At 61.0% G+C, this 26,827-nt stretch carries 25 protein-coding genes and 1 riboswitch; of the genes, 23 read left to right on the top strand and 2 right to left on the bottom strand.

Annotated elements, in window-relative coordinates; genetic code table 11:
* Nucleotides 1–32 precede the first annotated feature (32 nt).
* The 11 genes from DW796_RS07330 (at nucleotide 33) to DW796_RS07280 (ending at nucleotide 10,492) form a co-directional block, all read left to right on the top strand.
* Entirely contained in the window at nucleotides 33–884 is an 852-nt protein-coding gene (locus DW796_RS07330) for a type III pantothenate kinase (protein WP_117637653.1), read from the top strand.
* 85 nt (nucleotides 885–969) lie between these two features.
* Complete coding sequence (locus DW796_RS07325) at nucleotides 970–1,494, top strand: dCMP deaminase family protein (RefSeq protein WP_099432128.1); 525 nt, start codon at nucleotides 970–972, stop codon at nucleotides 1,492–1,494.
* 172 nt (nucleotides 1,495–1,666) lie between these two features.
* Nucleotides 1,667–1,945 carry a NifU family protein gene (locus tag DW796_RS07320; protein ID WP_117637654.1) on the top strand — a complete coding sequence of 93 codons (279 nt, stop codon included), beginning with the start codon at nucleotides 1,667–1,669 and terminating at the stop codon, nucleotides 1,943–1,945.
* Nucleotides 1,946–2,054: 109 nt separating this feature from the next.
* Nucleotides 2,055–2,876 (top strand): prolipoprotein diacylglyceryl transferase, encoded by an 822-nt coding sequence (gene lgt, locus DW796_RS07315; protein ID WP_118094715.1) that lies wholly within the window; start codon nucleotides 2,055–2,057, stop codon nucleotides 2,874–2,876.
* Between the two features lie 134 nt (nucleotides 2,877–3,010).
* Nucleotides 3,011–5,194, top strand: coding sequence for a DUF6020 family protein (locus DW796_RS07310; RefSeq protein ID WP_233539701.1), 2,184 nt, complete (start codon nucleotides 3,011–3,013; stop codon nucleotides 5,192–5,194).
* Between the two features lie 165 nt (nucleotides 5,195–5,359).
* Nucleotides 5,360–6,166: a YebC/PmpR family DNA-binding transcriptional regulator gene (locus DW796_RS07305; RefSeq protein WP_118094714.1), complete on the top strand. Its 807-nt coding sequence runs from the start codon at nucleotides 5,360–5,362 to the stop codon at nucleotides 6,164–6,166.
* A 166-nt stretch (nucleotides 6,167–6,332) separates the two neighbouring features.
* Nucleotides 6,333–6,878, top strand: a complete 546-nt coding sequence (locus DW796_RS07300) for a hypothetical protein (protein ID WP_118094713.1) — start codon at nucleotides 6,333–6,335, stop codon at nucleotides 6,876–6,878.
* The gene (locus DW796_RS10665) at nucleotides 6,871–7,248 is read left to right on the top strand and encodes a DUF2273 domain-containing protein (protein ID WP_231500738.1); all 378 of its coding nucleotides are present in this window, start codon (nucleotides 6,871–6,873) and stop codon (nucleotides 7,246–7,248) included. The genes DW796_RS07300 and DW796_RS10665 overlap by 8 nt, the downstream gene beginning before the upstream one ends.
* Before the next feature lie 44 nt (nucleotides 7,249–7,292).
* A complete protein-coding gene (locus DW796_RS07290) occupies nucleotides 7,293–7,808 on the top strand; it encodes an Asp23/Gls24 family envelope stress response protein (protein ID WP_055251999.1) in 516 nt (171 codons plus the stop codon).
* Nucleotides 7,809–8,014: 206 nt separating this feature from the next.
* Nucleotides 8,015–9,037: a YitT family protein gene (locus DW796_RS07285; RefSeq protein WP_118094712.1), complete on the top strand. Its 1,023-nt coding sequence runs from the start codon at nucleotides 8,015–8,017 to the stop codon at nucleotides 9,035–9,037.
* A 150-nt stretch (nucleotides 9,038–9,187) separates the two neighbouring features.
* Nucleotides 9,188–10,492 (top strand): zinc-ribbon domain-containing protein, encoded by a 1,305-nt coding sequence (locus DW796_RS07280; protein ID WP_158567710.1) that lies wholly within the window; start codon nucleotides 9,188–9,190, stop codon nucleotides 10,490–10,492.
* A gap of 140 nt (nucleotides 10,493–10,632) precedes the next feature.
* Here DW796_RS07280 and DW796_RS07275 read toward each other — a convergent pair whose 3' ends face one another.
* The gene (locus DW796_RS07275; RefSeq protein ID WP_118094710.1) at nucleotides 10,633–12,096 is read right to left on the bottom strand and encodes a M20 family metallopeptidase; all 1,464 of its coding nucleotides are present in this window, start codon (nucleotides 12,094–12,096) and stop codon (nucleotides 10,633–10,635) included.
* Between the two features lie 168 nt (nucleotides 12,097–12,264).
* Here DW796_RS07275 and DW796_RS07270 point away from each other — a divergent pair, with 168 nt between their 5' ends.
* The 12 genes from DW796_RS07270 to DW796_RS07215 all read left to right on the top strand — a co-directional run bounded on the left by DW796_RS07270 (nucleotide 12,265) and on the right by DW796_RS07215 (nucleotide 26,416).
* Complete coding sequence (locus tag DW796_RS07270; RefSeq protein ID WP_233539700.1) at nucleotides 12,265–13,902, top strand: amidohydrolase; 1,638 nt, start codon at nucleotides 12,265–12,267, stop codon at nucleotides 13,900–13,902.
* Nucleotides 13,903–14,338: 436 nt separating this feature from the next.
* Entirely contained in the window at nucleotides 14,339–14,632 is a 294-nt protein-coding gene (gene groES, locus DW796_RS07265; protein WP_022094351.1) for a co-chaperone GroES, read from the top strand.
* A gap of 96 nt (nucleotides 14,633–14,728) precedes the next feature.
* Nucleotides 14,729–16,366 carry a chaperonin GroEL gene (gene groL / locus DW796_RS07260; protein ID WP_006234938.1) on the top strand — a complete coding sequence of 546 codons (1,638 nt, stop codon included), beginning with the start codon at nucleotides 14,729–14,731 and terminating at the stop codon, nucleotides 16,364–16,366.
* A 475-nt stretch (nucleotides 16,367–16,841) separates the two neighbouring features.
* A riboswitch (FMN riboswitch) is annotated at nucleotides 16,842–17,034 on the top strand.
* Nucleotides 17,035–17,039: 5 nt separating this feature from the next.
* Nucleotides 17,040–17,630, top strand: coding sequence for an ECF transporter S component (locus DW796_RS07255; RefSeq protein WP_055252299.1), 591 nt, complete (start codon nucleotides 17,040–17,042; stop codon nucleotides 17,628–17,630).
* Complete coding sequence (locus DW796_RS07250; protein ID WP_118094709.1) at nucleotides 17,627–19,531, top strand: energy-coupling factor transporter ATPase; 1,905 nt, start codon at nucleotides 17,627–17,629, stop codon at nucleotides 19,529–19,531. The genes DW796_RS07255 and DW796_RS07250 overlap by 4 nt, the downstream gene beginning before the upstream one ends.
* Complete coding sequence (locus DW796_RS07245) at nucleotides 19,531–20,331, top strand: energy-coupling factor transporter transmembrane protein EcfT (RefSeq protein WP_118094708.1); 801 nt, start codon at nucleotides 19,531–19,533, stop codon at nucleotides 20,329–20,331. The genes DW796_RS07250 and DW796_RS07245 overlap by 1 nt, the downstream gene beginning before the upstream one ends.
* Nucleotides 20,332–20,361: 30 nt before the next feature.
* Nucleotides 20,362–20,808: a pyridoxamine 5'-phosphate oxidase family protein gene (locus DW796_RS07240; protein ID WP_118094707.1), complete on the top strand. Its 447-nt coding sequence runs from the start codon at nucleotides 20,362–20,364 to the stop codon at nucleotides 20,806–20,808.
* Nucleotides 20,809–20,859: 51 nt separating this feature from the next.
* A complete protein-coding gene (locus tag DW796_RS07235; protein ID WP_055252303.1) occupies nucleotides 20,860–21,270 on the top strand; it encodes a pyridoxamine 5'-phosphate oxidase family protein in 411 nt (136 codons plus the stop codon).
* A gap of 257 nt (nucleotides 21,271–21,527) precedes the next feature.
* Nucleotides 21,528–22,598 carry an N-acetyl-gamma-glutamyl-phosphate reductase gene (gene argC / locus DW796_RS07230; RefSeq protein WP_055252304.1) on the top strand — a complete coding sequence of 357 codons (1,071 nt, stop codon included), beginning with the start codon at nucleotides 21,528–21,530 and terminating at the stop codon, nucleotides 22,596–22,598.
* A gap of 134 nt (nucleotides 22,599–22,732) precedes the next feature.
* Entirely contained in the window at nucleotides 22,733–24,001 is a 1,269-nt protein-coding gene (gene argJ / locus DW796_RS07225; protein WP_089572541.1) for a bifunctional glutamate N-acetyltransferase/amino-acid acetyltransferase ArgJ, read from the top strand.
* A gap of 81 nt (nucleotides 24,002–24,082) precedes the next feature.
* A complete protein-coding gene (argB, locus tag DW796_RS07220) occupies nucleotides 24,083–25,063 on the top strand; it encodes an acetylglutamate kinase (RefSeq protein WP_089572540.1) in 981 nt (326 codons plus the stop codon).
* A gap of 69 nt (nucleotides 25,064–25,132) precedes the next feature.
* Nucleotides 25,133–26,416 carry an aminotransferase class III-fold pyridoxal phosphate-dependent enzyme gene (locus tag DW796_RS07215; protein ID WP_118094706.1) on the top strand — a complete coding sequence of 428 codons (1,284 nt, stop codon included), beginning with the start codon at nucleotides 25,133–25,135 and terminating at the stop codon, nucleotides 26,414–26,416.
* A 183-nt stretch (nucleotides 26,417–26,599) separates the two neighbouring features.
* Here DW796_RS07215 and DW796_RS10660 read toward each other — a convergent pair.
* A partial coding sequence (locus tag DW796_RS10660) for a hypothetical protein (RefSeq protein WP_222847477.1) occupies nucleotides 26,600–26,827 on the bottom strand: 228 nt, incomplete at its 5' end.

The following is a 26,827-nucleotide window of genomic DNA, read 5'->3' as shown; positions in this document are numbered from 1 at the left end:
ATACTGCTGGACAGACGAAAGGAGTGCCGACGATGCTTAATGGGTGCGCATATATATTGACGGTCGACGTGGGCAACACGTTCATTCGCTTTGGCCTGTTTGCCGAGGATTCGGCCGCGGCACAGGAATGCCCGCTTGCGACGTGCGAGATCACGACGCCGTCGAGCATTACGGCCGACGAAGCGCGTATGCGTCTCGCTCAAGTCATGGCCGCGCTGGCGGCCGATGCGGGCATGCCCGGCGCGCTCGTTCCCGCAGCTGCAGTCCTGAGTTGCGTGGTGCCGGCGCTCGAGCGTCCGTGGAAGGCGGCACTTTTTCGCACCTGCACGGGGCGCGTGCTCACCGTGGGGCCGGGCCTCAAGACCGGCATGCCCGTCCGCTACGACGACCCGGCCGAGATCGGCCCCGACCGCATTGCCGACGCCGTGGCGGCCCGTGCCGTCTACGGCTCTCCGTGCATCGTGATCGACTTGGGTACCACGACCAATATCGAGGTCATCGACGCGCGCGGCACCTTTGTGGGCGGCGTCATCGCGCCGGGTCTGGCGCTTGGCGCCCGCTCGCTTTCGGCTGCTGCGGCGCGTCTGCCGCAGGTCGAGCCCTCGGCACCCACGCATGTGATCGGCCGCAACACGCGCGAGGCCATGCGTTCGGGCGTGGTTCTGGGCGAGGTGGCCCGCATCGACGGCATGCTCGACATGGTGCTCGCCGAGATGCGCGCGACCAAGGCCGCGGGGGAGGGCGACGTGCCCATCGTCATTACCGGCGACGATGCCGAGGCGCTCGCGTCGCTGGTCGGCCACAGCCTGACGGTAGACGACGCGCTGACGTTGCGAGGACTCGCCGAGCTCTACCGCATCAACCAAAAGCCCCGCCGCGTGTAAAAGTGAGGGCGCCGGTGGGACAAACGCCCCCCACCTTTCACCTGCTACAATGGGTCAAACTATTGCGATTACGGAGGTGTCTGCCATGTCGGACGATCTTCATCAAACTTCGTCAGGCAAGCGCCTGGACGTCATTAGCTGGGACGAGTTCTTTATGAGCGTGGCCATCGCCGCACAGCGCCGCAGCAAGGACCCCAACACGCAGGTGGGTGCGTGCATCGCCAGCACCAACCACCGTATCCTTTCGGTGGGCTACAACGGTACGCCCTCGGCGCTCAACGACGACTTTTTCCCGTGGGGTACGAGCGACGACCCGCTGCAGGACAAGCACAACTACGTGGTCCATGCCGAGGCCAACGCCGTGCTCAACTACCGTGGCTCGCTCAAGGACCTCGAGGGTTCCACGGTCTACGTCACGCTGTTCCCGTGCCACGACTGCGCCAAGATTTTGGCGCAGGTGGGTGTGGGCGAGGTTGTCTACCTGGACAACAAGTACGCCGACACCGACGACGGCCGCATCAGCCGCCGCATTCTCGACTCCTGCGGTATTAGCTACCGCCAGGTTATCGTCGATGTTCACATCGGTACCGAGGGGCAGGCTCAGCAGTAGCGCGTGACAATGCCAGCTGGTAACAACAGGCAGCTAAAAGATCCCCGTCCCAAATTGACTGCTCGTGAAAGTCGTGTCCGCGCGCATGGATGGCTCGTGAGCGGGTACATGGCTGTAGTAACATAGCCCCTGTCCGCGGGCGTGCCCGCGTTATTGTGAGAAAGGAGCCCCTGTGGCTGTTAACGAAGAGCTGCTTAAGAAGGTTCTTGAAGAGATTCGCCCCAACCTGCAGGCCGACGGCGGCGATATGGAGTATGTGGGTGTTGACGACGAGGGCGTCGTCAAACTGGAGCTGCAGGGTGCCTGCGCCGGCTGCCCTATGAGCGCGCTGACCCTGTCCATGGGTATCGAGCGTATCCTCAAGGAGCATGTGCCCGGCGTTACCCGTGTCGAGCAGGTTAATGCCTCCGGCGAGACCGACGACCTGTACGACGAGTACGCGCCGTTCTAAGATGCGAAAGCTGCGGACGGTACGCTTCGCATAGACGTTACGCCCAAATATGCGGCTGCGAGCGTAAGGCCCGCGGCCGCATTTGTATGTAGGGAGCAGGGGGATCGATATGCTCAACGACCTCTACCATATGCTTGATCCCGTCGCGATCTCGGCGGGCCCCATCACCATCTACTGGTACGGCCTGGCCTACGTGGTCGGTGCTCTGCTCACGGCGGTCGTTATGTACCGCACGCAGCGTCGTTGGGGCTTCAACATTACGATTGATGACCTGACGAGCGTCGTGGTCGGCGCGGTCTTTGGCCTCATCATCGGCGCGCGCCTGTTTTACGTCGTCTTTTACGGCGATGGCTACTATTGGACCCACCCGCTCGAGATCTTTGCCACCAACGAGGGCGGCATGAGCTTCCACGGTGGCCTAGTCGGCGGCATCTTGGGCGGCATCATCGTGTGCCGCATGTATAAGCTCGATGCGTGGACTTTGGCCGATCTTGCCGTCATTGGCGCGCCACTGGCCTTGTGCCTGGGGCGCTGTGCCAACTTTGTCAACGGCGAGCTGTGGGGTAAGCCGACCGATCTGCCCTGGGGTGTGGTCTTTGGCGGCACCGCGGGCGATATGCCGCGCCATCCCTCCCAGCTCTACGAGGCGTTTCTAGAGGGCATTGTGCTCTTTTGCATCCTGCAGGTGCTCAGTCGCAAAAAACCGCTGCTGCCCCAGGGTACGTTTATGGGCGTCTTTGTGATGGGCTACGGCATCGTTCGCTTTTTGATTGAGTTTGTGCGCGTGCCCGATGCCCAGCTGGGCTATCTGCTTGGCGGCGTCATCACCATGGGCCAGCTGCTGAGCTTACCGCTTGTGATCGCCGGTCTGGCGCTCATCATCTTCGCCCGACGCCGCAATCGCCCCCAGCGCATCTACCTGGACGCCTAACCACCATAAAGGGGACAGATACCTTTGTGGTGGTTCGCTGGGCAACGATGACAAAACCGTAACGTTTCCCCAGATAAAACCTGCCAAAATAAACCTGTCCCTTTTTGGCAGGTTTCTAGAAAGGCTTTCGGACTGTGAAGGATTCCGACCTCTCCACAACGGCTGCGCGCGACGCTGCCCGCATCGTTTGGTTTAAGCGCTACCCCGCCAAGCAGACGCTCATCGCATTTTTGCTCGCGCTGTTGGCGACCACGGCGTTTTCCATCGATCCCGCGCCGGTCTCGAGCAACGCAGTCTTGGCGATTGACCCCAAAGCCTCGGGCATGCTGTACGTGTGCTACGAGGTGCTTCTCTCGTTTGCCGGCCATACCGACGCGGTCATGCTGCTTGCGCTTGCCTGCCTGCTCACGCTGCCGTTTCGCTACGTGTTCTTTGGCCGTGGCGACACCTGGCGCCCATCGATTATTCTGCCGTCGCTGTTTTTCGCCATCTGCATGGTGTTCGGCCGCAGCTACGACCTCGCCGACTCGGCCGAGATTGTTCTTGGCGACAAGGCCCGCATCATCTGCGCCTGGATTGGCGGCGCGGGCTGGATGCTCTTGGCGATCGTTGCCTTCTACCTGGCTTTTGAGTGTCTAGATTGGCTGAGCTCTCGGCGCATTCCGTTTTCCGAAGCGCACTTTGGCCGCATATGGCGTGTGGCTCACGCCGTGCTCTCGGTCCATCCCTTTGCCGGGCCCTTCCTGGTGCTTATGATCGCCTGGGCGCCCACGCTCATCGCTTCGCTGCCCGGCCTTTTTATGGGAGATACGGGTGCGCAGATTCGCCAGTGGTTCAACTATCCCAACGGCACGAGCGACTACCTGCGCCTACTCAACCCCAACGTGCTGCTCAACGGGCATCATCCCGTAGTGCACACGGCCATTATCGGCTCGTGCGTTCAACTGGGGCTTTCGCTGTTCAACAGCGCTAACGCGGGCCTCATCATCTATACCTGCGCTCAATTTGTCATCACGGCTGCCTGCATGGCCTATTCCATTTCGTCGCTGCGCAAACTGGGCGTGAGCCTGCCGGTTCGCGGTGCGATCCTGCTGTTCTTTGCGTTTATGCCGATGTTCTCTAACTACGCGGCGTTGCTCACCAAAGACGTGCTCTTTGCCGACGCGTTTTTGGTGCTGCTGGTACAGACCGTCAAGCTCGTGGCATGTGGCTTGCCCCGTCGTGATGCCAATGCCGAGCGTGCGGGCGAACAGAGGCCCGTGCTCTTTGCGCGCCACGACTGGCTGTTGCTTGCGCTGGCTGCCATGGGTTCCACGTTTTTGCGCAATGGCGGTCTGGTCTTTCCGTTGGCGGCCTGCGTGATTGCGGCGGCGTTTTGCGCATGGGATGTACATGTCGCCCGTCGTGCGGCTAAGCAGACGGGCACCGCGGTCTCATGCGCCACGCCGCGCTTCCGCTGGGTTGGCGTCCTCGCGGTGCTCGCACTCTGCCTTGCCTCTAATATGTACTTCACCAAGGTCTTTATGCCGGCGCACGACATTACGCCCGGCTCCAAACGCGAAATCCTCTCGATTCCGTTCCAACAGACGGCTCGTTTCGTCCAAAAGCACGACGGCCTCAACTCGGGCGTCAACCCCACGGTAAAGGAGGACGGCACCATCGTGGAGGCTCCTTGCGACGGCTTGGTGACCGACGAGGAGCGCGCCGTGATCGACCGGGTGCTCAAGTACGAGAATCTGGGCCGCCGTTACAACCCGGATAAGTCGGATGCCGTCAAGAACTGCTTTAACGAGTACGCCTCGCAGGAGGACATCAAGGCCTATTTTGAGGTCTGGGCGCAGATGTTCAAAAAGGATCCCGAGTGCTATATCTCGGCGCTCATCAATAACTATTACGGCTACTTTTATCCGAGCGCGCGCGATGCCTGGGTCTACAGCACGGCGCGTAGTGCCGAGATCATGGCGCGTCCCGACAACCTCAAGTACTTCGACTTCCATCCGGTTGACAGCAACGTGGTGCGCTGGTGCGACCACCTGATCAATCTGTACCGTGTGGCGGTGCAGCGCATCCCGTTTATTTCGCTCACCATGAGCTCGGCCACCTATGTGTGGATTATGATCGCCGTGGTGGTCTACCTGCTGCGTCGTCATTCATGGCGTGCGCTGGCGATCTGGGTGCCGCTGTTGGGCGTGCTCGCCGTGTGCCTGATTGGTCCGTGCAACGGCTCGACCTACATGCGCTACCTGTATCCGGTCATCGCCTGCATGCCCTTCGCCATCGGCGCCACCGTCACCCGCAGTGACTTCCTCTGGTCCTAACTTGGTGCATTGGGGTCAGGTCTCTTTGCACCAAAGGGTGGCATCATCACGACGCCTTCATTTTGGGGTTTATCTCGCAGGCCAGTAGGTATATCATAACGACGTTTGTTTATATTGCCCGAGCATCTGCGCTGGGCTTTAGGTCGAAACCGATAGGAGACACGTATGTCCGGACACTCTAAGTGGGCCACAACCAAGCATCGTAAGGGCGCGCAGGACGCCAAGCGTTCCGCCCTCTTCTCCAAGCTCAGCCGCAACATCACCGTTGCTGCCCGTCTCGGCGGTGACCCGCTGCCCGAGAACAACGCCAGCCTCGCCGCTGCCGTTGCCAAGGCCAAGGCTCAGTCCATGCCTAAGGACAAGATCAAGTCCGCTATCGACAAGGCCTTTGGTTCGGGTGCCGATGCCGCCGTCTACGAGAACATCGTGTACGAGGGCTATGGTCCCGCCGGTGTCGCCGTCTATGTTGACTGCCTGACCGACAACCGCAACCGTACTGCCGCCGATGTCCGTTCCGCCTTCTCCCACGCTGGTGGCAACCTGGGCACCTCCGGCTCCGTCGCCTTCCAGTTTGAGCGCAAGGGACAGATCGTCGTCGCCAAGGAGATCCTGGACGAGAACGCCAAGAAGGAGACCATGATCGCCAACGGTGCTGCCGGTGACGAGGATGAGTTCATGATGGCCATCGCCGAGGCCGGTGGCGAGGACTACGAGGACGCCGGCGAGGAGTGGATCGTCTGGACCGCTGCCAACGACGTCATGGCTGTCTCCAAGGCACTCGAGGAGCAGGGCGTCCAGGTCAAGGGTTCCGAGACCACCATGGTTCCGACCACCCCGACCGAGGTCTCCAGTACCGACGCCAAGAAGGTTCAGCGCCTCATCGACCGTCTCGAGGAGCTCGACGACGTCCAGGACGTCTACAGCACCATGGACATGACCGACGAGGTCATCGCTGCCCTCGAGGAGGAGTAGCGCCAGCACGGATTGAGCCGTGCATATCTGGGCATAATGAAGCGAGCATGCAAGTCTCGTGGAATAGATGAGCCGGATCCGCGTGCGTAGAGCACCGGACCCGGCTCTTTTATAATGATGCGAACCGTTCTGCATTTCGAGAACCGAGATTTGAAGGGAGCGCCGCGTGCGCGTACTCAAACGAGCCCTAGCGATCGTGTATCTTGCCGCCACCATCGTGGCACTGGGTACGCTTGTCTGCCAGTTTTGGGGGCCGTATACGTATCGCTTTATGCTGCTGATGCGCGACCCCATGCCGCGCATCGTCGTGACGGCGTGCGCCGGCGTCGTGGCGATCGGCGTACTGCTGAGCTTTTTCCGCCTGATGTTCGCCCGTCGCGAACCGTCCTGCGTGCATCCGGCGGGGGAGCGCAATATCGAGGTTACCCTTGCGGCGCTTTCTTCGTGCGCCAGGGTTGCTGCCGGGCGCGACGACCGCGTGATGGTCGAGCATGTCGAGGCTCGCGTCCAAGGCCCCGACGATTCGCACGTCCGTTTTAAGGTCGAGGCTATCGCGCTTGACGATAAGGACGTGGCATCTCTGGCTACCGCGATGCAGCAGCGCATCGAAGAAGCCTGCGATACCATGCTCGGCGCGCCGGGTACGACCGCGCGCGTCCGTTTTTTGCCGTCCAAGACTACCGTCCAGACCGTGGAGGTTTCCGGTGAGTGATACCAATCAAGATAAGACCGCTCGTACGCCGCGCCTGACGATTGACCAGAGCGCCACGTCGGCGAGCGAACCTGTTGATTCCAAAGCAGAGGCAACCGAGTTACAAGACGCGGCAGCCGCGGATTTTGACGAGGCTATGGGTCTCATCAAGGGTACGGGCGCTGCCATCTGGAGCTATGCTGTGCGTCATCCCAACACCACGCTCGGCGCCGTCGCCGGCTTTATCCTCGCCGTGTTGGTGCTCACGTTGGGCCTGTGGGACACGCTCGTCATTGCATTCTTCGTGCTGATCGGCGCTGTGATCGGCCAAATTCGCGACGGCGAGAACGGGATCGTCAACTTCTTCGGCCGTCTGTTTAGCGGCCGCTAATATGTATTCGACTGTCGCATCCGCGGCAGGCATAAGGAGGAACCATGGCTTTTAATACGAAGGTCGATGTAGCCGATACCGAGCTCGAGGAGAACGAGGCGGTCGTCGCCGAAGCTGAGGATGTGACGCTCGAGGATGAGGCTCTCGTCGAGGCCGAGTCCGATACGGATGAGGACGACGAGGAAGCGGATGAGTCCGAGGACTCGCTGACCTATTCCAACGGCGTGATCGAGAAGATCGTTGCCATGGCCACCCGCGAGGTTCCGCACGTTCTGGGCATGAAGGGTAACCTCATGCACTTTGTGCAGGAGCAGTTTGGTGCCGAGAATCTGACCAAGGGCGTGACGGTCGAGGTCACCGACGATAATCGCGTGGTCGTCAACATCTCCGTCATCATCGAGTACGGCGCCTATGCGCCCGCGATCTTCGACGATGTTAAGGCACGTGTCACCGAGCGCCTTGCCGCGATGACCGGCCTTGAGGTGGCGGGCGTCAACCTGCGCATCGAGGATGTCATCACCCCCGAGGAGTACGAGCACCGCACCAGCCAGCACGAATAACCTTCCAAAAAGGGACAGGTTTGTTTTGGCAGGTTTTATCTGCGAAAACATTAAACGGCCGACCGCGCAAGCAAAAGCGTGGCCGGCCGTTTTTGTACGCTCCCGATATAGTCATACCGCTCGTCTAACTAAGGGTTGCAATCCCCACGTTCCGCGTTACTCTAATGGGCGCATTGTTTCCAAATTGTTAACGAGGGGTTGCCGTAATGGCCGACGAGCACGAAACAGAAAGCAAGGCATGGGCAATTGAGGCCGCTGCGGCAGAGGCGGCGTCGCGTGCTGCCGAGGAGGTGCATCGTCCTCCCGTGGTGCCGATGGAGCGCGTGGTCGATCGCGATGTTATCGAGCGGGGCGAGCGCGCTGGTCGCAAGCGCAGCCAGGAGCCGGGCTTTCCGCGCTTTTTTGCCGAGCTCAATTTGGGCCTGATCCTCACGGCCTTTGCCATCGTCGCGTTTAAAACCCCTAATCACTTTGCTTTTGGCGGCACCTCGGGCGTGTCGGTCATTCTGTCCACGCTGTTCCCGACCCTGCCCGTCGGCGTCTTTATGTGGATTATCAATGCGGTCCTGGTCGTTCTGGGCTTTATCTTTTTGGAGCGCAAGGCAATCCTGTGGAGTGTCTTTGCCTCGTTTGCGCTGTCCGCCTATGTTTCGCTGTTTGAGCTCTTTATTCCGACCGATGTCTCGATGACGGGCGATATGTGGCTCGACCTGTGCTTTGCCGTGATTCTGCCGGCGCTCGGCAGCGCCATCGTCTTTGATATTGGTGCCTCGACGGGCGGCACGGACATTCTCGCCATGATCCTCAAACGTCGCACGACGCTTGAGATCGGCCGTGCGCTGCTGCTGGTCGATATCGGCATCGTGACCATCGCGGCCTTCTTGTACGGTCCGCGCGTCGGTCTGTACTGCGTGCTCGGCCTGTTTGCCAAGACGCTCGTGGTCGACAAAGCCATCGAGAGCATCCACCTGCGTAAGGTCTGCACGGTCATTTGTTCCGAGCCCCTTAAGGTCGAGGAGTTTATCGTCAAGCATCTCAACCGTACGGCGACTATCAGCCGCGGCTACGGTGCTTTCTCGGGCAAGTGCGTGACGGTGATCATGAGCGTGCTAAGCCGTCGCGAGGCCGTGCAACTGCGCCGCTATGCGCGCGAAGTCGATTCGGGTGCCTTTATCACGATCGTCGACAGCTCCGAGATCGTCGGCAAGGGTTTCCGCGGAACGAACTAGCGCGGTCGAGCTTATCAAACAATCGAATAGCGCCCTGCGCATTGCAAATGCGTCATGTTGGAGTATTTGTCCCCACATTGGGTGATAATGATGCCAAAGACATCGTTTGCGATCCAGATGATTCGCTCAAGATACGAAGGGATGATCTCGATGTTCTGTTCGCAGTGTGGTGCCCCCATGGGCGACAACGATAAGTTCTGTGGTGCGTGTGGTGCCCCCAATGCCGGTGCCGCAGCCTCTGCCCCTCAGGGTCAGCCCCAGCAGTTTGTTCCGCAACCGCCCGTGGCGAATGCGTCCAAGGGCTGTGTGGCTCAGGCGTTTGAGGACATGACCAAAACGCCGGGCGTGCTGCAGCGCGTGTGCCAGATCGCCTTTTTGCCGGCGCTGATTTGTGTTGTGTCGGTGCTCGTGCTGTTCATTCCCGTTATCGGCGGTATCGCGGCTGCCATCGGCTTTTTGGCAGCTTGCATTGCGAGCGTGTGTGGTTCCGGCTTTGGTATTGAGTGGGGTCGCGATCTGTCGCTCAAGGTTGATGACGGTATGGATCGTCCACTCATGCGTTCCACGTCGTTTGGCCTCGGAGTCTTTTCGAGCGTTATCTCGGTCGTGCTCGAGGTTATCGCTGCCATTCCCGTTATCGGTGTAGTGCTTTCGCTGGTGGAGAGCGTGGTAATTGGCGCCGCGGGCTCGTATTCGTATTACGGCTCTTATGCACTCGAGGCAGCGCTGTTTGGCTCGCTTGGCCTGCTTGTCCTGGCTATGATTGCCACGGCGGTCTTGGGGGTCTTCTTTAAGATGTTCGCCGACATTGCCGTGATGCACTTTGCGGTGACCGGTCGTGTCGAGAGCGCGTTTTCGCTCGATAAGGTCTGGGCGGCCTTTAAGCACAACAAGACCAAACTGTTCTGCGCTTCGTTCCTTCCCGAGTTTTTGACGGGCCTGGTCGCCAACGTTGTCACCTGGATCCTGACGTTCGTCTTTGGCACCATTGCCTCTGTCGGTATGTATAGCTACTACTACCGTCCTACGGCTATTGAGGCGCTTGTTACCGGCGGTGGCATCACGCTCGTATTGTTCTTGGTGCTGACGGCGTTTGTCACGGTATTCCTCACGGTCTTTGGCAAGATGCTCAAGCACCGTGCCGTTGGCTATTGGGTTGCGCGCTACGCAAGCGAGTGGGCCGACGAGGACAAGGACGACGTTCTGACTTTTGTGCTGCCGTTTGAGAAGAAGTCTGCTCCGGCTGGTTTTAGCGCCGACGCAGCGCCCGTATCCGATTCCGCTGCGGCGCCTGCGCCCGAGCCCGAGCCCGAGCCCGCGCCCGAGCCCGAGCCCGTGCCTGAGCCTGAACCTGAGCCCGAGCCCGAGCCCGAGCCCGAGCCTGAGCCTGAGCCCGCGCCCGTGCCTGAGCCCGAGCCTGCGCCAAGCTCCGACGAGGACCCGCAGGACGAGTAACCCTGCCACCTGCCATTTGGGGACGGGGTAGAAACGGTAGAAATAGCGCTTGACAAATGAGCGGGGGCGGACGTGTCGAAACGTCCGCCCCCGCTTTGTTATCGCGATGTGGCTATGACTGCGAGACGGTCGCGAATCGGCTACTCGTCGTGCTTCTCCTCGCGGCGCGCGGCGGCGCGTGCATCGTGGATGCCCTTGATCGCGGCGTGGCGAGCCGTGCGGGCGTCGTGCATGGCGTCGCGTGCTTCGGCGGCTGTGGCCTTAGCAGAACGCAACTTGGCGGCGAGGTCGGGGTTGGTCTCGGCGACCGCGGCGATAGCGGGTCCGTCGAGCTCCTCTTGCGTGGGCTCGGCCAAAAAGTCGATGGCATACTGGGCGGCCACCATGGAGCCTTTTGCCAGCACAGTCTCGTCGATCTTGTAAAAGCAGGAATGCTGAGCGTACGTGGCGCCAATCTGGGGGTTGCGCGTGCCAACAAAGGCGAGCACGCCCGGTACGCGGCGCAGGTACTCCGAAAAATCCTCACCCGAGAGTGTGCCGCGATAATGGCCTTGGCCGGTGGGGCCCAGGCATTTGATTACTGCCTGGCGGCAGCGCTCGCTCGAGGCGGCATCGTTTTCGACCTTGTAATTGGCGATGGTGTAGTCGGTGAGCTCTGCCTCGGCGCCCAAGGCGGCCGCGGTATGCTCCACGATGCGGCGCATGAGCTCCGGCATTTCCTCGTGGGTCGAATCTCCGTAGGTGCGCACCGTGCCGGCGAGGTAGGCCGTGCCGGCGATAACGTTGCGCGCGGTGCCGCCGTGCAGCTCGCCGACGGTAATGACGGCCGGCTCGTAGGGACTGATCTCGCGCGAAACGATGGTCTGCAGAGCGTTGACGATCTCGGCGGCAACCATAACGGCGTCGTGACCGCGCTGGGGCATGGCGCCGTGGCACGAGGTGCCGCGGACGTCGATGCGGAACCAGTCGGTATTGGCCATGCGCGGTCCGGGCTCGCAGCTCACGGTGCCGGCGTCGACCTCACTCCAGATGTGCGCGGCGTAGGCGCCATCGACGCCGTCGAGCACGCCCGTGCCGATCATGAGCTTGGCGCCCTGGCCGTTTTCCTCGCTGGGTTGGAAGACGATGCGGACTTCGCCGTGGATGTCGTCGGTCATATGGCGCAGGATTTGCAGCGTGCCGAGCATCATGGCGATGTGGCAGTCGTGGCCGCAGGCGTGCATGCAGCCCTCGTTGACGCTGGCAAACTCCTCGCCGGTCTGCTCGGTGACGGGCAGGGCGTCGATGTCGGCGCGCAGCAGGATGCGGCGGCGTGGCGTGCCGTCCTCGCGATAGGAGTCGGGCGCGGTGCCGCGAAGGGTCGCCACAAGGCCCGTCTTAAGGGGACGCTCGTAGGGGATATTCATGGCGTCGAGCTGGTTGGCGATGTCAGAAGTCGTGCGCTCCTCGGCAAGGCTCAGCTCCGGGTGCTTATGGAAGTGCCGGCGCTGCTTGATGATATAGGGTTCAAACTCGGTAGCGATATCTTGGATGGCTGCGGTGACGTCGTCAGCCGCTCGCACTTCGGTCGCCGCCATAATCTGCTGTGCCTTGGTCTTCGTCATGGTCGATTTGCTCCTTGCTGGGTTGATCGCAAAATCGTACAGGCTCTCTCCAGTATGCCACCTGCCGCTAGGGCTGGTAAAGTTGCCGTTTGCCGCTTGGGGTTTTGTTACAAGGGCGGGGGAGTACACTCGGGGGTGTTGAATTTCCTGCCAGAGATGGGGATGCCCATGCAACATATCGATCGGATTATCCGCTCCAAGAACGTCTTTACCGCGCAAGACGGCATCGATACCGCCCGCGAGCTGGCGATTGCCATCGCAGGCGACCGTATCGTCGCAGTCGGTGCGCCCGATGACGTGATTGCCGCCGCGCCTGCCGCCACGCCGGTTATCGACTACGGCGAGCAGTTTGTCTGCCCAGGTTTCCATGACGCTCATCTGCACTTCTTCCATACCTCGGTCGGCTCCTCGCCGTACATGCTCATGGATATGGGCACGTCCGAGGCGGCGCTGGTGCAGCACGCGCTCGAGTTTTCCCAGGACCTGCCCGATGACGCTTGGGTTGTGACGCAGGGCTGGCGCGACTACCGTTGGGACCCGCCCGCGCATCCTACCAAGGCGTCGCTCGATGCGGCATTCCCCGATCGCCCCTGCGTTATGTATTCGGGCGACGGGCACACGCTGTGGCTCAACAGCCGCGCACTCGAAGCCCTCGGCGTGACACGCGACAGCGAGCCTCCGGCGGGTGGTAGCTACGACAAGGATGCAAACGGCGAGCTCACGGGTATCGCTCACGAGGCGGCCGCTATGCAGCTGCTTCCGCGCTGCCTTGAGTGGCTGGGGGAGGATCGCATTGCAAGCGCTTACGCCGATCAAATGAGGCGTATGGCCGAGCAGGGCATCACCTCGATCTGCGACATGTCGCTCATGCCCATGCCGGGCTGCGATTTTATCCGCGACGATGTCTACGACAAACTGCAGGCAGCCGGCAAGTTGGGCATCCGAGCCCATCTGTTCCCCACGCTGCTGGATGACCAGTTGCGCTTGGAAGAGCTGCAGACCCGCTACGCGAACAACGCGCTGCTCTCGGCGCCAGGCTTTAAGCAGTTCTTCGACGGCGTGTCGAGCGAACACACGGCATATCTCACCGAGCCCTATACCAATCCGCGCTTCCCGGGCGACCAGGGCCGTCTGACAGTTCCTGCCGAGCGCATGCGTAAGCTGGTTCTGGCGGCTGCGGAGCGCGGCCACACTGTGCGTATCCACGTCATCGGCGACGGTGCGATTCATGCCGCGCTGGATATCTTCGAGGAGGCCGCCGACCTGTACGGCCTGCCCCAGCACGGCCATAACACACTCGAGCATCTGGAGAACCTCCTGCCCGAGGACATCGACCGCCTGCGCAAGCTCAACGTGATTGCCTCGAGTCAGCCCTGTCACATTACGCTCGACCCGGGCGGCCCCGAGCGCGATTTGGGCATGGAGCGCAGCCGCATCATGTGGCCGTTTGCAACCTATAAGCAGCGCGGCATTCGCCAAGCCTTCGGTACTGACAGCCCTATCACGCCCGTTACCAGCATGAACGTGCTCTACACGGCTATCACGCGCCAAGACCCCAAAAGCCACTGGCCCGAGGGCGGCTGGTTACCGAGTGAGCGTATCGACGCGGCAACAGCCCTGCGCAACTACACCCTGGGCAGCGCCTATGCAGCGGGCGACGAGCAAAACCTCGGCAGTCTGGAGCCCAGCAAGTACGCCGACCTGGTAGTCCTGGACCAAAACCCACTCACCATCGACCCCCAAGAGCTGCAAGCCACCAAGGTTCAGGCCACCTACCTGGCAGGTAACTTAATCTACGAGCGCTAACCTCATACCCCACTCATAAGGGGCACGTTTCAGCAACGTGTCCCTTTCTTATTCGCACCATCCGCATCGCCATTTTGCTGCACTGACTTTTCTGAATGCCGGGTCCGAATTAGTTAACCTGGCTCCCGTGTGGCTCCGGAGGGGCGGGGCATAAGGTTTATCGCGAGTCCCGCACGAGCCGAAGGCCACTTAATGTGGCCTTCGTGCGAGCAGGACTGCCCGAGCAGGAAACCTTATGCCCCGCCCCTCCGGAGCCACACGGGAGGCATCGCTAAGTTATCCCCCCGGCATTCAGAAAATCTAAGTGCCAAAAAATAAGATTTTTTGACTCCGTGTTGTATAACCCGCCATTCGTGGGTACCATTCAACGCGTACGCAAACAAAAAGGGTTAATTCGCGTGGCATAACCACGCGGCCCAAAAAGGAGGAGACAAGCATGTCGTCTTTGAAGCCGCTTGCAGATCGTGTTCTGGTCAAGCCCGACGAGGCCGAGCAGAAGACCGCTTCTGGTCTGTATATCGCCAGCAACGCCCAGGAGAAGCCGCAGCGCGGCACCATCGTTGCCGTTGGTGCCGGCAAGGTCAACGACAAGGGTGAGCGCATCCCCATGGACGTCAAGGTCGGTGACGTTGTCATCTACGGTAAGTTCGGTGGCAACGAGGTCAAGGTCGACGGCGAGAAGTATCTGCTGATGCGCGCCGACGACATCTACGCTGTTGTCGAGGCCTAGTCTCGTCAGAATCTCTGATTCGTCTTTGAACGCGCCCGCCGCATAGGACTCGGAAGCGGCGACGCGAGTCACTTTTCTTTTGGAGGATTACCTACCATGGCAAAGAACATTACGTTCAACACCGATGCCCGCGCTAAGCTCGCCAAGGGTGTCAACACTCTGGCCGACGCCGTTACCGTCACCATGGGCCCCAAGGGTCGCTACGTTGCTCTGCAGCGCACGTTTGGTGCCCCGACCATCACCAACGACGGCGTTTCCGTCGCCAAGGAGATTGAGCTCGAGGACAACATCGAGAACATGGGTGCCCAGCTGGTGAAGGAGGTCGCCACCAAGACCAACGACACCGTGGGTGACGGCACCACCACCGCAACCCTGCTCGCTCAAGCCATCGTCAACGACGGTCTGCGCAACGTCGCCGCTGGCGCCAACCCGCTGGCCATCCGTCGCGGCATCGACAAGGCCGTCAACGCCGCCGTCGCCGAGATGAAGAAGCAGGCCAAGCCGGTCGAGACCAAGGAGCAGATTGCTTCCGTCGGTACCATCTCCGCCGGTGACCCCGAGGTCGGCGAGAAGATCGCCGAGGCCATGGAGGTCGTGGGCAAGGACGGCGTCATCACCGTCGAGGATTCCCAGACGTTCGACATCACCATCGACACCGTCGAGGGCATGCAGTTCGACAAGGGCTACGTCTCCGCTTACTTCGTCACGGATAACGACCGCATGGAGGCCGTGATGAAGGATCCGTACATCCTCATCACCGACCAGAAGATCTCCAGCGTCCAGGACATCATGCCTGTTCTCGAGGCTGTCCAGCGCGCTGGCCGTGGCCTGCTCATCATCGCTGAGGACATCGATGGCGAGGCTCTGCCGACCCTTGTCCTCAACAAGATTCGTGGCGCCCTCAACGTCTGCGCCGTCAAGGCCCCGGGCTACGGCGATCGCCGCAAGCGCATCCTGGAGGACATCGCCGTCCTCACCGGTGGCCAGGCTGCTCTGGACGAGCTGGGCGTGAAGGTCGCTGACATCACCGCTGATATGCTCGGTACCGCTAAGTCCGTCACCATCTCCAAGGACAACACCGTCGTCGTCGGCGGCGCTGGCTCCAAGGAGGCCATCGACGCCCGCATCGCTCAGATCAAGGGCGAGATGGAGAACACCACCTCTGACTTCGACCGTGAGAAGCTCCAGGAGCGCCTGGCCAAGCTCTCCGGTGGCGTTGCCGTCATCAAGGTCGGCGCTGCTACCGAGTCCGAGCTCAAGGAGATCAAGCACCGCGTTGAGGATGCCCTGCAGGCTACCCGCGCTGCTGTCGAGGAGGGCATCGTCGCCGGCGGTGGCGTCGCCTTCATGGACGCTGCTCCTGCGCTCGATGCTGTCGAGATCGACGACCCCGAGGAGAAGATTGGCGTCGATATCGTCAAGAAGGCTCTGACCGCTCCGGTCGCTACCATCGCCAAGAACGCTGGTTTTGAGGGCGCTGTCGTGGTCGACAAGGTTGCCGAGCTGCCCGCCGGCCAGGGTCTCAACTCTGCCAACGGCGAGTGGGGCGACATGATCGAGATGGGCGTCCTCGACCCCGTCAAGGTCAGCCGCGTCACCCTGCAGAACGCTGCTTCTGTCGCCAGCCTGATCCTCATCACCGAGGCTACCGTCTCCGATGTGCCCAAAAACACTCAGCTTGAGGACGCTATCGCTGCTGCTACCGCTGGTCAGCAGGGCGGCGGTATGTACTAAGGCCGACAAGGTCTAGAACTCCCACCGGGAATCCGGGGGCGTGACGGGGTTTCTCTCCGGAACGTCCTCGGACATGCAAAGAGGCTCCGCATCGCGCTTCGCGCTGCGGAGCCTCTTTGCGTCCTGCGGAATGTTCCGGAGAGAAGCCCCCGTCACGCCCCCGGATTCCCTGCGTTTACGGCCTTGAGGTCGGCGGGCGGAGAAGGACGTGGTCGATAGGGATACGTGTCCCCTTCGCTGTTTCGCGCTTTGCGCGAAAGGCGCGCTACTTTGGGATGGATGGGGAACGTGGTTGTTGCGGTGGCTTTTCCCTTTTGCTGTTTCGCGGCTTTGCCGCGAAAAGCGCAGCACTTTGGGATGGGCGGGTACGTTATTGTCGCGCTGCTCTGTCCCGGCCGCATTTCTAGAGCGTTTCCCCCGCCATAAATTACCCTTGGCATACTTGCGCGAAAGCCTACTGGTGCTACACTTGCAATTGCTGTTTCAGGGCGGGGTGAAATTCCCCACTGGCGGTAAATCGGGCGGTGCTAAAGGGGTGCCGTGGCGCAGTCGAGGTGCCTGCGGCCGAGCCGATGAGTCCGCGACCCGTGTGTGCGTTGGTTCGCATGCCGGCTGAACTGGTGAGATCCCAGTACCAACGGTTAGAGTCCGGATGAAAGAGGCAGGTGATCTTATGTCTGAACAGTCGCAGCATATCCATTTTGAGAACACGAATAGGTGGAGCACCAAACAGCTCGTTACCATGGCGCTGATGTGTGCCTTGGGCGCCCTGTTTATGTATGTGCAGCTGCCCATCCTTCCCTCGGCGCCGTTTTTGACCTATGACCCGTCGCTGGTGCCGGCGATGGTGTGTGGGTTTGCGTACGGTCCTGGTGCCGGTACTGCCGTTGCCGCCATGGCGATCGTTATCCATGCGCTCACTACGGGTGACTGGGTCGGCGCGCTTATGAACCTGGTTGCCACGCTGGGCTATATTCTGCCTGCGGCTATCGTCTACCAAAAGATGCATACCTATAAGGGTGCCGTGATTGGCCTGGTGCTGGGCGTTATTGCCGCTACGGCGCTGTCCATGGTTGCGAATCTGACCATCGGCGTTTGGTTCTGGTATGGCTCGGTCGATGTGATCGCCCCGCTCATGATTCCTGCCGTGCTGCCGTTCAACCTTATCAAGACCGTGCTTAACTCGGTATTGACGCTTGCAGTGTACAAGGCGGTCTCCAACCTCATCACGCCTAAAAAGGACCAGGTCAAAGGCCGCGCATGATTGAGTGTCGGGGCGTTTCCTTTAGCTATGACGGTGCCGTGTCGGCACTCGACGGTGTCGATCTGAACATCGAGGACGGGGAGTTTTTCTGCATCCTCGGTGGCAATGGGTCGGGCAAGTCGACGTTTGCCAAGCATCTGAATGCGCTGTTGCAGCCCGATGCGGGCACGGTACGCATCAACGGCATGGATGCGTCCGACCCCGAGCTGGTCTACGACATTCGTTCGACCGCGGGCATGGTATTCCAGAATCCCGACGACCAGCTGGTGGCAACGCTTGTCGAAGATGACATTGCGTTTGGTCCCGAAAACCTTGGCGTGCCATCGGCACAAATAGCACAGCGTGTACGCGAGGCGCTGAAGGGCGTGGGCCTGGTGGGCTTTGAGCGCCACGAGACCCACGCGCTCTCGGGTGGCCAAAAGCAGCGCGTGGCGCTTGCCGGTGTGCTCGCCATGGAACCGCGCGTGCTCATCTTGGACGAGGCTTCTTCGATGCTCGATCCGCGTGGACGCAAGGGCCTCATGAAGGCTTGCCACGCGTTGCACGATCGCGGCATGACCATCGTGATGATTACGCACTTTATGGAAGAGGCCGCCGAGGCCGATCGTGTCGCGGTATTTCGGGCGGGGCGCGTTGCCATGCTCGGTACGCCCGAGGAGATTCTGACGCGGGCAGATGAGCTCGCGGAGCTCAACCTGGATATGCCGGCGTCGTGCTGCTTGGGCACGGCGCTTCGTGCGAAGGGCGTGCCCGTTCATGCGCAGGTGCGCGAGGCGGATATGGTCGCCGAGATTGCGCAGGTATATGCCGACCGGAGTGGGGAAGACACCGCAGGGCGGCCTTCCGCGTCCCAGTTGGAAATCGCTGACGGCACTGTTCCGGTAGACAACGAGGGCAACGCGTCGGAGCCCGTCATCGAGCTATCCCATGTTTCGTACAGTTATTCGCTCAGTCCGCGCGAGCGTCGCCGCTGGCATAAGCGCTCGGCCGTTGCGGGCAAATCGAGCAAACAGGCTCTCTGGGGAAACGACCCCAGCAGCCCGTGGGCGCTGCGCGATGTATCGCTGACGGTGCGTCGCGGCGAGTTCCTGGGCTTAGCAGGTCATACCGGTTCGGGTAAGTCGACGCTGGTCCAGCATCTCAACGGTTTGATTCGCCCCCAGGAGGGTTCCGTTTACGCGTTGGGGCTCGACCTGGCAAACAAGAAAGATGCCGCCGCGGTTAAGGCCAAGGTCGGCGTGGTGTTTCAATATCCCGAGCGTCAGCTGTTTGCCGAAACCGTGACGCAGGACGTGGCGTTTGGCCCGCACAACCTTGGCTTGTCGCAGGCCGAGGTCGCGCGCCGCGTTGAGTCATCGCTCGCGCGCGTGGGCCTCGACTTGGCCACGGTGGGCGACAAGAGTCCCTTTGAGCTTTCGGGTGGCCAACAGCGGCGCGTGGCGTTTGCCGGCGTGCTTGCCATGGAGCCCGAGGTCTTGGTACTCGATGAGCCCATGGCGGGGCTCGATCCGGCGGCGCGCAGTGATTTCCTGGAGCTCATCGATCGACTTCACCATGGGGGCCTGACCGTCGTCATGGTCTCACACAGTATGGATGACCTTGCCAATTGCTGCGATCGTATTGTCGTGATGAACGAGGGCGCGGTGTTTGCTGAGGGCACGCCCGCTCAGGTTTTTGCGCATGCGGATGAGCTTAAATCAATCGGCTTGGGTGTTCCCGCTGCCCAGCGCATGGCGTTGGCGCTCGCGGAAGCGGGCGTGCCGCTGCGTCGCGGCGGGCTCTATACGGTTGAGTCGTTGGCCGACGAGTTGGCAGATTTGCCGATCGGTCGCTCAGGCGGTTCTTCTAACGTCTCGGACAAGGCCAAATCCGAAACGGTCGCGCGAGAGGAGGGTTGCTGATGGAGGCGTTTTCGTTTGGCAGCTACTATCCGAGCGATAGCGCGATCCATCGCCTGGATCCGCGCACCAAGCTGCTCCTGGGCTTTGTGTTTTTGATCACGACGCTGACCGTCGGCGGCTTCCGCGGATTAGCCCCGGTCGCAATTTTCGTTGTGCTGATCTATGTCGTGTCCCGGGTGCCGGCTCGTCGCGTTCTGTCGTCGATGGCGCCGCTGCTGGCAATCGTCGTCGTGGTCGCGGTGCTCAACTTGTTTACCGATCAGAGTGGGCGCATCCTGTGGCAGCTCGGCTTTCTGCGGATAAGCGAGGGCTCGCTGCATTCCGCCGCCTTTATGGCGTGCCGCCTGACCTTGATGATGGCCGGTATGAGCGCCATCACGCTCACCACACCGACGCTCGACCTCACCGCGGGCTTCGAGCGCCTGCTCGCGCCGTTTGCGCGTGTGGGGCTCCCTGCGCACGAGCTCGGCATGATCATGGGCATCGCGCTGCGCTTTATGCCGCAGTTTGCCACCGAGATGAAGCAGACGGCCGATGCGCAGGCAAGCCGTGGTGCACGCGTAACGGGTGGCCCGCTCGGCGGCGTGCGTATGCTCGGCAGTGTGGCGATTCCACTGTTCACGGGCGTGTTCCGTCATGCCGAGACGTTGTCTGCTGCCATGGATGCACGCTGCTATCACGGCGAACAGGGCCGCACGCGTCTGCATGCGCTTGCATTTGGCCGCGGCGATGCGTTGGCGGCGGTGGTGACAGCGCTGCTGCTCATCTGCGTCATCGTCATCAATCTTCAACTTGTTTAGGCGCGATTCGAGCGCAGGAAAGGGATTCCCATGACCGACAACGACCGCACGGCGCAGCTCGAGCGCGCCTGTTCGTATCTTAGGCGTATTCCGGCGTGGTATCTCGCCACGATCGACGTGACGGACGGACATCAGCCGCGCGTGAGGCCGTTCTCGTTTGCCATGGTCGATGATGACAAGCTGTGGTTTTGCACCTCGCGCGATAAGGATGTGTGGGCCGAGCTCAGCGCGAACCCCAAGTTCGAGCTTTCGGGCTGGAAGCCGGGGGAGTGCTGGATCGTATTGTCCGGCGAGGCCGCGCTCGAGGACGATGCGGTGGTGAGCGACCGCGTTCGCGAAGCAGGCTTTAAGCACATGGTGGGCATTGGCGAGAAGCATGAGAGCGCCAACGACGGTCGTCTTGCGTTTTTCTCGGTCCGCAATATCGCCGCCCGCTTCTGCGATATCGACGGCAGCGAAGAGCATCTGGAGCTCTAGCGCGTCTCAAATTAACTACCCGTTCCAAATTGGCTAGTGGCAGGAGGACGCATGGACGGATTGAATACGGTTTTGGAGTATCTGACGTCGGTGCCGGCGTGGTACTTGGCGACGAGCGTGGACGGGCAGCCACATGTACGTCCATTTTCGTTTGCTCAGATCCAGGATGGCAAGCTGTGGTTTGTAACAGCGCGCACCAAAGATGTGTGGCAAGAGCTGCTGCAAAACCAGCGCTTTGAGGCCACGAGTTGGTGGCCGGGCCATGGCTGGCTCATCTTGCGCGGGCGTGCCGGCTTGGATGACCGGGCTTTAGGCGAAATGCGCGAAGCCGGGTGGAAGCATCTAGAGCACCTGGGCGAGCACTATGAGGGGCCTAACGACCCCACGCTCGTCTTCTTTAGCGTCGAGGATCCCGAGGCTTTTATCTGCAATCACGACGAATGGGTGCCGGTCGAGCTCTAGCCAGCTGGCTCATCCTAACAACTTGGTTTTCGCATGGGCGGGCCCCGTATTGCCCGGCGCCGTTAGGAGCGCCGGTCAATACGGGGCCCGCTCCATTTGTCAATTCCTTCAAGCGAATGTGTCGGGAATGTTTCAATGCATGAATATGCAAGCCATTTACGTATTCATGCATCTTTTGGTGCTAAAGTTTCAACCCACTTCATAACGACCGCTGCGAAATGCGCATCGGTGCATAAATCGCAGACAAGGAGTCTGATATGTCTTTGAAGGTTGGAATCGTCGGCGCGGCTGGATATGCCGGAGCCGAGCTCATTCGCCTCGTCCTCGGTCATCCCGAGTTTGAACTTGCTGCCATTACGTCCAACGCCGATGCCGGCCAGCCGTTGTCTGCGGTGTACCCGAGCTTCACCGGCGTAAGCGATCTTGTCTTTACGACGCATGATGCCCCCGAGCTCAAGAACTGCGACGCGGTCTTTTTGGCCGTGCCGCACACGGCTGCCATGGCACAGGTGCCCGCGCTGCTTGCATCGGGCGTCTCCTGCTTTGATCTTTCGGCCGACTACCGTCTGAACGACGCGTCCGTTTTTGAGGCTTGGTATGCCGCCGAGCATACGAGCCCCGAGCTGCTCAAGACCCGTGCCTTCGGTCTGCCCGAGCTGTTCTGCCAGGACTTGGAGACCGCCGCATCCGACCATGCCGACGGCAAACCCGTGCTGGTCGCCTGCGCCGGTTGCTATCCCACCGCAACGAGCCTTGCCGCCGCGCCCGCCGTGCGCGCGGGCTGGGTGGCCGAGAACGGTCCCGTGATTGTCGATGCCATTAGCGGCGTGACGGGCGCCGGTAAGTCCTGCAACGCCCGCACCCATTTTTGCAGCGCCGACGAGAACTTGGAGGCCTACGGCGTGGGCAAGCATCGCCACACGCCCGAGATTGAGCAAATCCTTGGCCTGACCGATCGCGTCGTCTTTACCCCGCACCTGGCACCGCTCAAGCGCGGTCTGCTCTCCACGGTGACGCTGCCGCTCGCGCCGCAGGCTCTCGACACGCTGGCTCTTGAGGATGTCGTCGACCATTACAAGCAGTTCTACGCCGGTCGCACCTTTGTGCGCGTGCTCGATGCCGGCCAGCAGCCCAAGACGGCTTCGGTCGTCGGCACCAACGCTGCCCAGATTGGCCTCGCGCTCAACAAGCGCGCGGGCGTGCTGGTGGCGACGGGCGCCATCGACAATCTGTGCAAGGGCGCTGCGGGCCAAGCAGTCCAGTGCGCCAATATCGTCTTTGGCTTTGACGAGCGACGAGGCTTGCCTACAGTGGCGTGCCCGGTGTAGCACATTCGATTGTTAACGATTTGGTAGTCGGGTATCGAATGGGGCGCCACTCTTAAGCTGGTCTCATGATCACGACTGGCATGGCGCACCAACCGATGCCCATTTTTTGTTTGACATAAGGAGTCGTAAAGACGATGAATGCTGAGCAGTTCGATATCAAGATTCGTGCCGTAGAGGGCGGCGTAACGGCGGCGGCCGGCTTTAAGGCGGCGGGCATCCATGCCGGATTCCGCAAGAATCCCGAGCGCCTGGATTACGCGCTCGTCGTGCCCGATAAGCCTTGCCCCGGGGCCGGTGTGTTTACGACTAACCGCTTTTGTGCGGCGCCCGTGCAGGTGAGCCGTGCCAACTTGGGCGGCGCCGACAAGGGCTACGGCGTCATTGCCGGCGTTTCGGTCAACTCTGGCAATGCCAACGCCGCCACGGGTGAGACCGGCCTTGCCTGCGCGCGCGAGACCTGCAACATCGCCTCGCAGGTCATCGGCTGCGAGCCCCAGCAGATTCTGGTCGCCTCCACGGGCGTAATTGGCCAGATTCTGCCGATCGACACGTTTGAGACCGCCATTCCTGCTGCCTACGAGGCGCTCTCCGCCCACGGTGGCGCCGATGCCGCTCGCGCCATCATGACGACCGACACGCACTCCAAGGAGTACGCCGTGTCCTACGTCAGTGAGGCTGCGGGTCATGCGGGCAATGTCTATACGGTAGGCGGAATGTGCAAGGGCTCGGGCATGATCATGCCCAACATGGCCACCATGATCGCAGTTATCACCACCGATGTCCCCGTCGAGCCTGCGGCACTTCATGCCCTGCTGCTCTCGACCGTCAAGCAGACCTTTAACAAGGTAACGGTCGATTCCGACACCTCGACCAACGACACCTGCATCATGCTTGCCTCCGGCGCCGCTGCCGCAGATGCCGAGCCTATCGTCGAGGGCTCCGATGCCTTTGACGAGTTGGCATTTGCCGTGCACGAGGTGTGCGAGAGCCTGGCGCGCAATATCGCCGCCGATGGTGAGGGCGCATCCAAGCTTGTTACGGTCAACGTTACCGGCGCCGCCAACGACGAGGAGGCCGATATCGCCGCCCGTGCCGTTGCCAACTCGCCGCTCGTTAAGACCTGCATCGCCGGCCACGACTGCAACTGGGGCCGCGTTGCTATGGCGCTTGGCAAGTGCGGCGTGAAGTTTAATCAGGAAGACGTTTCCATCGACATGATGGGCATGCCTGTCTGTCGCGACGGTCTGACTGTTCCCTTTGACGAGGACGAGGCTCTGCGACGTTTTGAGGCGCCCGAGATTGTGATCTCGGCAGACCTGGGCGCGGGCGACGCGGCGACCACCGTGTGGACTTGCGACCTCACGCACGAGTACATCTCCATTAACGGCGACTACCGTTCCTAGATTCCAGGCACGCTGCGTATCTTGCCGCGATTGCGGACAGCGGAGCACGGCGCGATAACGATACGAAAGACGAGGCAGATTATGAAATTCGCACGCGATTGTCGTTCGAGCGAATCCAACGAAGCAACCGCGCAGCTGCTGTTCGAAGCGCTGCCGTGGATTAAGAACCTGACCGGCAAGACGGTTGTTATCAAATATGGCGGAGCCGCCATGGTTGATGAGCAGCTGCGCCGCGACGTGATGAGCGACATCGTCCTGCTTAAGATCATCGGCATGCGCCCCGTCATCGTGCATGGCGGCGGCAAGGCTATCAACGAGGCGCTTAGCCACTACGACATCCCCGTCGAGTTTATGAACGGCCAGCGCGTGACCACGCCGGCGACCATGGATATCGTGCGCGAGGTGCTGGGCGGCAAGGTCAACCAGGAGCTGGTCGCGGCGCTCAACCATCACGGCAACCTGGCCGTGGGCGTTTCGGGCAGCGATGCCGGTACGCTCATCGCCGAGCCGCTCGACCCCGAACTCGGCCGCGTAGGCAAGGTCACGCACGTCAACACCGACTATATCGAGCGCCTGCTCGATAGCGAGTACATCCCCGTCATCGCTACCGTCGCGGCGGGGGAGGACGGCGGTTTCTTCAACATCAACGCCGATACCGCCGCCGGTGCCGTTGCGGCGGCGCTGCATGCGCATAAGGCGATCTTTTTGACCGACGTCGACGGCCTGTACAAGGACTTTAGCGATAAAGACTCACTCATCTCCAACCTAACGCTCGACGAGGTTAACGAAATGCTCTACGGCGGCGAGGTCGATAAGGGCATGATTCCCAAGCTGCGTGCGGCCGTCGATGCGCTTGCCGGCGGCGTATTTCGCGCTCACATCATCAACGGCACCACGCCGCATTCGCTGCTGCTGGAGCTGCTGACCGATGCCGGCGTCGGCACCGTGATCCATTCCACCGAGACGGCTTACGAGTTCGATACGCATCCGCATCCGCTTTCGACGTTTGCTGCGCGTCTGACCGAGAACCTCGACGAGGTTGAGAAGCTTCAGACAGTCTAACTGACCCGCAGCCGCCCCATTTCTGCACCCATAGGCCTGCGCCGTCCGGCGCTCAACGAAAGGCATCCCATGTCACTTGCAGCTCAGCAATCGCTTGAATCCCATTACGTTATGCATACCTTTGGCCGCTCTCCGGTCGAGTTTGTCGAGGGTCACGGCATGAAGCTCACCGGCGACGATGGTCGTGAGTACCTCGACTTTCTTGCCGGCATCGGCGTGTGCAGCCTAGGTCATGGCGACCCGGCTGTGCTCTCGGCGCTCGAGGCACAGACCAAAAAGCTCATGCATGTCTCCAATTACTTCTACATCGAGCAGCGTGGACAGGTCGCGGCGCTGCTGTCCAAGCTTGCCAACGACGACTTAGATGGTGCACGCGTGCTTGCCGATGCCATTGCCGCCGGCGATGAGACCACGGCAGCTGCTCTTGGTGCCCCGGCTGCGGATGAGCAGGTTTGGGAGACCTTCTTTGCCAACTCCGGCGCCGAGGCCAATGAGGGCTCGATGAAGCTTGCGCGCCTGTACGCCAAGCGTGCCGGTAACGGCGGCAACACTATCGTGTGCATGCGCGGCGGCTTCCACGGCCGTACGCTCGAGACCATTGCCGCCACCATGCAGGATTGGCTGCAGGATAGTTTCCGCCCGCTGCCGGGTGGCTTTGTGGCCTGTACGCCCAACGATATCGATGAACTGCGTGCGATCTTTAAGCAGCTGGGGAGCGAAATATGTGCCGTGATGCTCGAGCCGATCCAGGGTGAGAGTGGCGTGCACCCCATGACCGAGGAGTTTATGGCGGCAGCGCGCGACCTGGCACACGAAGTGGGCGCCGTGCTTATAGCCGACGAGGTCCAGTGCGGCATCTTCCGCTCCGGCAAGCCGTTTGCATTCCAAACCTATGGCGTGGAACCCGACATCATGAGCCTTGCCAAGGGCATTGCCGATGGCGTGCCCATGGGTGCCGTCGTAGCAAAGAAGGAGATTGCCGACGTGTTTAAGCCGGGCGACCACGGCTCGACCTTTGGCGGTAGCTGCTTGGCTGTCGCGGCGTGCGCCGCGACGCTCTCCGCGCTCGTGCGCGGCGATTATGCCGACCATGCTGCCAAGGTAGGCGCCTATATGGAGGCAAAGCTCGCCAAGCTGCCGAACGTGACCGAGGTGCGTGGCCGCGGCTTGATGCTCGGCTGTGATTTGGATGATGCCGCGGGCGACGCGCATGATATTGTTGCCCGCGCGCTGGCCGCCGGTGCCGTGATTAACGCTACGGGTGCCCATACGCTGCGTTTCCTGCCGCCGCTCGTCTGCGAGGAATCCGACGTGGACAGTCTGATCGAGATTCTGTCGGGTGTCTTGGGCTAACGCGGCGCAATAACTCAATTTGAACCGGGTTCCGGACTGTGGACGTGCCATATGCGGCACGATTCAGCGGTCTGGAGCCCGTTTTGCCTTAGATTTGCTAAGGCGGGGAGACCTGCTGGTCAAAAAACATCAAATATGAGTACTGTTACCAGCTGAATCTCATATGAAACCGACTATCTAGGATTAGTTAGACCACACATGTTCAGTTATGTTAATGGGAAAACAGCTAGCAAAGGCTTCAAATCGCTGATTCAGGGCTAGATTTACCCAGCGAAACCCAAAAATCGCTGCTACAAAATTAGTAACAGTACTCATTTTTGCCATTTTCTGGCCACGGCCTTTGTGACAGTCGTGCTGGCGGGTGGCGCGCGCAGACGTGGTGTAAGAGCGTCCCGAGGTCCGTCGCTGCAA

The organism is Collinsella sp. AM31-2AC, from assembly GCF_003469285.1.
Taxonomy (GTDB): domain Bacteria; phylum Actinomycetota; class Coriobacteriia; order Coriobacteriales; family Coriobacteriaceae; genus Collinsella; species Collinsella aerofaciens_AT.
The sequence above is the reverse complement of the archived record's forward strand: the minus strand, read 5'-3'. Positions and strand labels throughout refer to the sequence as shown.

Coding starts and splice junctions, on each gene's coding strand:
- DW796_RS07330 (WP_117637653.1), top strand. CDS start 33: ATGCTTAATGGGTGCGCATATATATTGACGGTCGACGTGGGCAACACG.
- DW796_RS07325 (WP_099432128.1), top strand. CDS start 970: ATGTCGGACGATCTTCATCAAACTTCGTCAGGCAAGCGCCTGGACGTC.
- lgt (WP_118094715.1), top strand. CDS start 2,055: ATGCTCAACGACCTCTACCATATGCTTGATCCCGTCGCGATCTCGGCG.
- DW796_RS07305 (WP_118094714.1), top strand. CDS start 5,360: ATGTCCGGACACTCTAAGTGGGCCACAACCAAGCATCGTAAGGGCGCG.
- DW796_RS07290 (WP_055251999.1), top strand. CDS start 7,293: ATGGCTTTTAATACGAAGGTCGATGTAGCCGATACCGAGCTCGAGGAG.
- DW796_RS07285 (WP_118094712.1), top strand. CDS start 8,015: ATGGCCGACGAGCACGAAACAGAAAGCAAGGCATGGGCAATTGAGGCC.
- DW796_RS07280 (WP_158567710.1), top strand. CDS start 9,188: ATGTTCTGTTCGCAGTGTGGTGCCCCCATGGGCGACAACGATAAGTTC.
- DW796_RS07275 (WP_118094710.1), bottom strand. CDS start 12,096: ATGACGAAGACCAAGGCACAGCAGATTATGGCGGCGACCGAAGTGCGA.
- DW796_RS07270 (WP_233539700.1), top strand. CDS start 12,265: ATGCAACATATCGATCGGATTATCCGCTCCAAGAACGTCTTTACCGCG.
- groES (WP_022094351.1), top strand. CDS start 14,339: ATGTCGTCTTTGAAGCCGCTTGCAGATCGTGTTCTGGTCAAGCCCGAC.
- groL (WP_006234938.1), top strand. CDS start 14,729: ATGGCAAAGAACATTACGTTCAACACCGATGCCCGCGCTAAGCTCGCC.
- DW796_RS07255 (WP_055252299.1), top strand. CDS start 17,040: ATGTCTGAACAGTCGCAGCATATCCATTTTGAGAACACGAATAGGTGG.
- DW796_RS07250 (WP_118094709.1), top strand. CDS start 17,627: ATGATTGAGTGTCGGGGCGTTTCCTTTAGCTATGACGGTGCCGTGTCG.
- DW796_RS07245 (WP_118094708.1), top strand. CDS start 19,531: ATGGAGGCGTTTTCGTTTGGCAGCTACTATCCGAGCGATAGCGCGATC.
- DW796_RS07240 (WP_118094707.1), top strand. CDS start 20,362: ATGACCGACAACGACCGCACGGCGCAGCTCGAGCGCGCCTGTTCGTAT.
- DW796_RS07235 (WP_055252303.1), top strand. CDS start 20,860: ATGGACGGATTGAATACGGTTTTGGAGTATCTGACGTCGGTGCCGGCG.
- argC (WP_055252304.1), top strand. CDS start 21,528: ATGTCTTTGAAGGTTGGAATCGTCGGCGCGGCTGGATATGCCGGAGCC.
- argJ (WP_089572541.1), top strand. CDS start 22,733: ATGAATGCTGAGCAGTTCGATATCAAGATTCGTGCCGTAGAGGGCGGC.
- argB (WP_089572540.1), top strand. CDS start 24,083: ATGAAATTCGCACGCGATTGTCGTTCGAGCGAATCCAACGAAGCAACC.
- DW796_RS07215 (WP_118094706.1), top strand. CDS start 25,133: ATGTCACTTGCAGCTCAGCAATCGCTTGAATCCCATTACGTTATGCAT.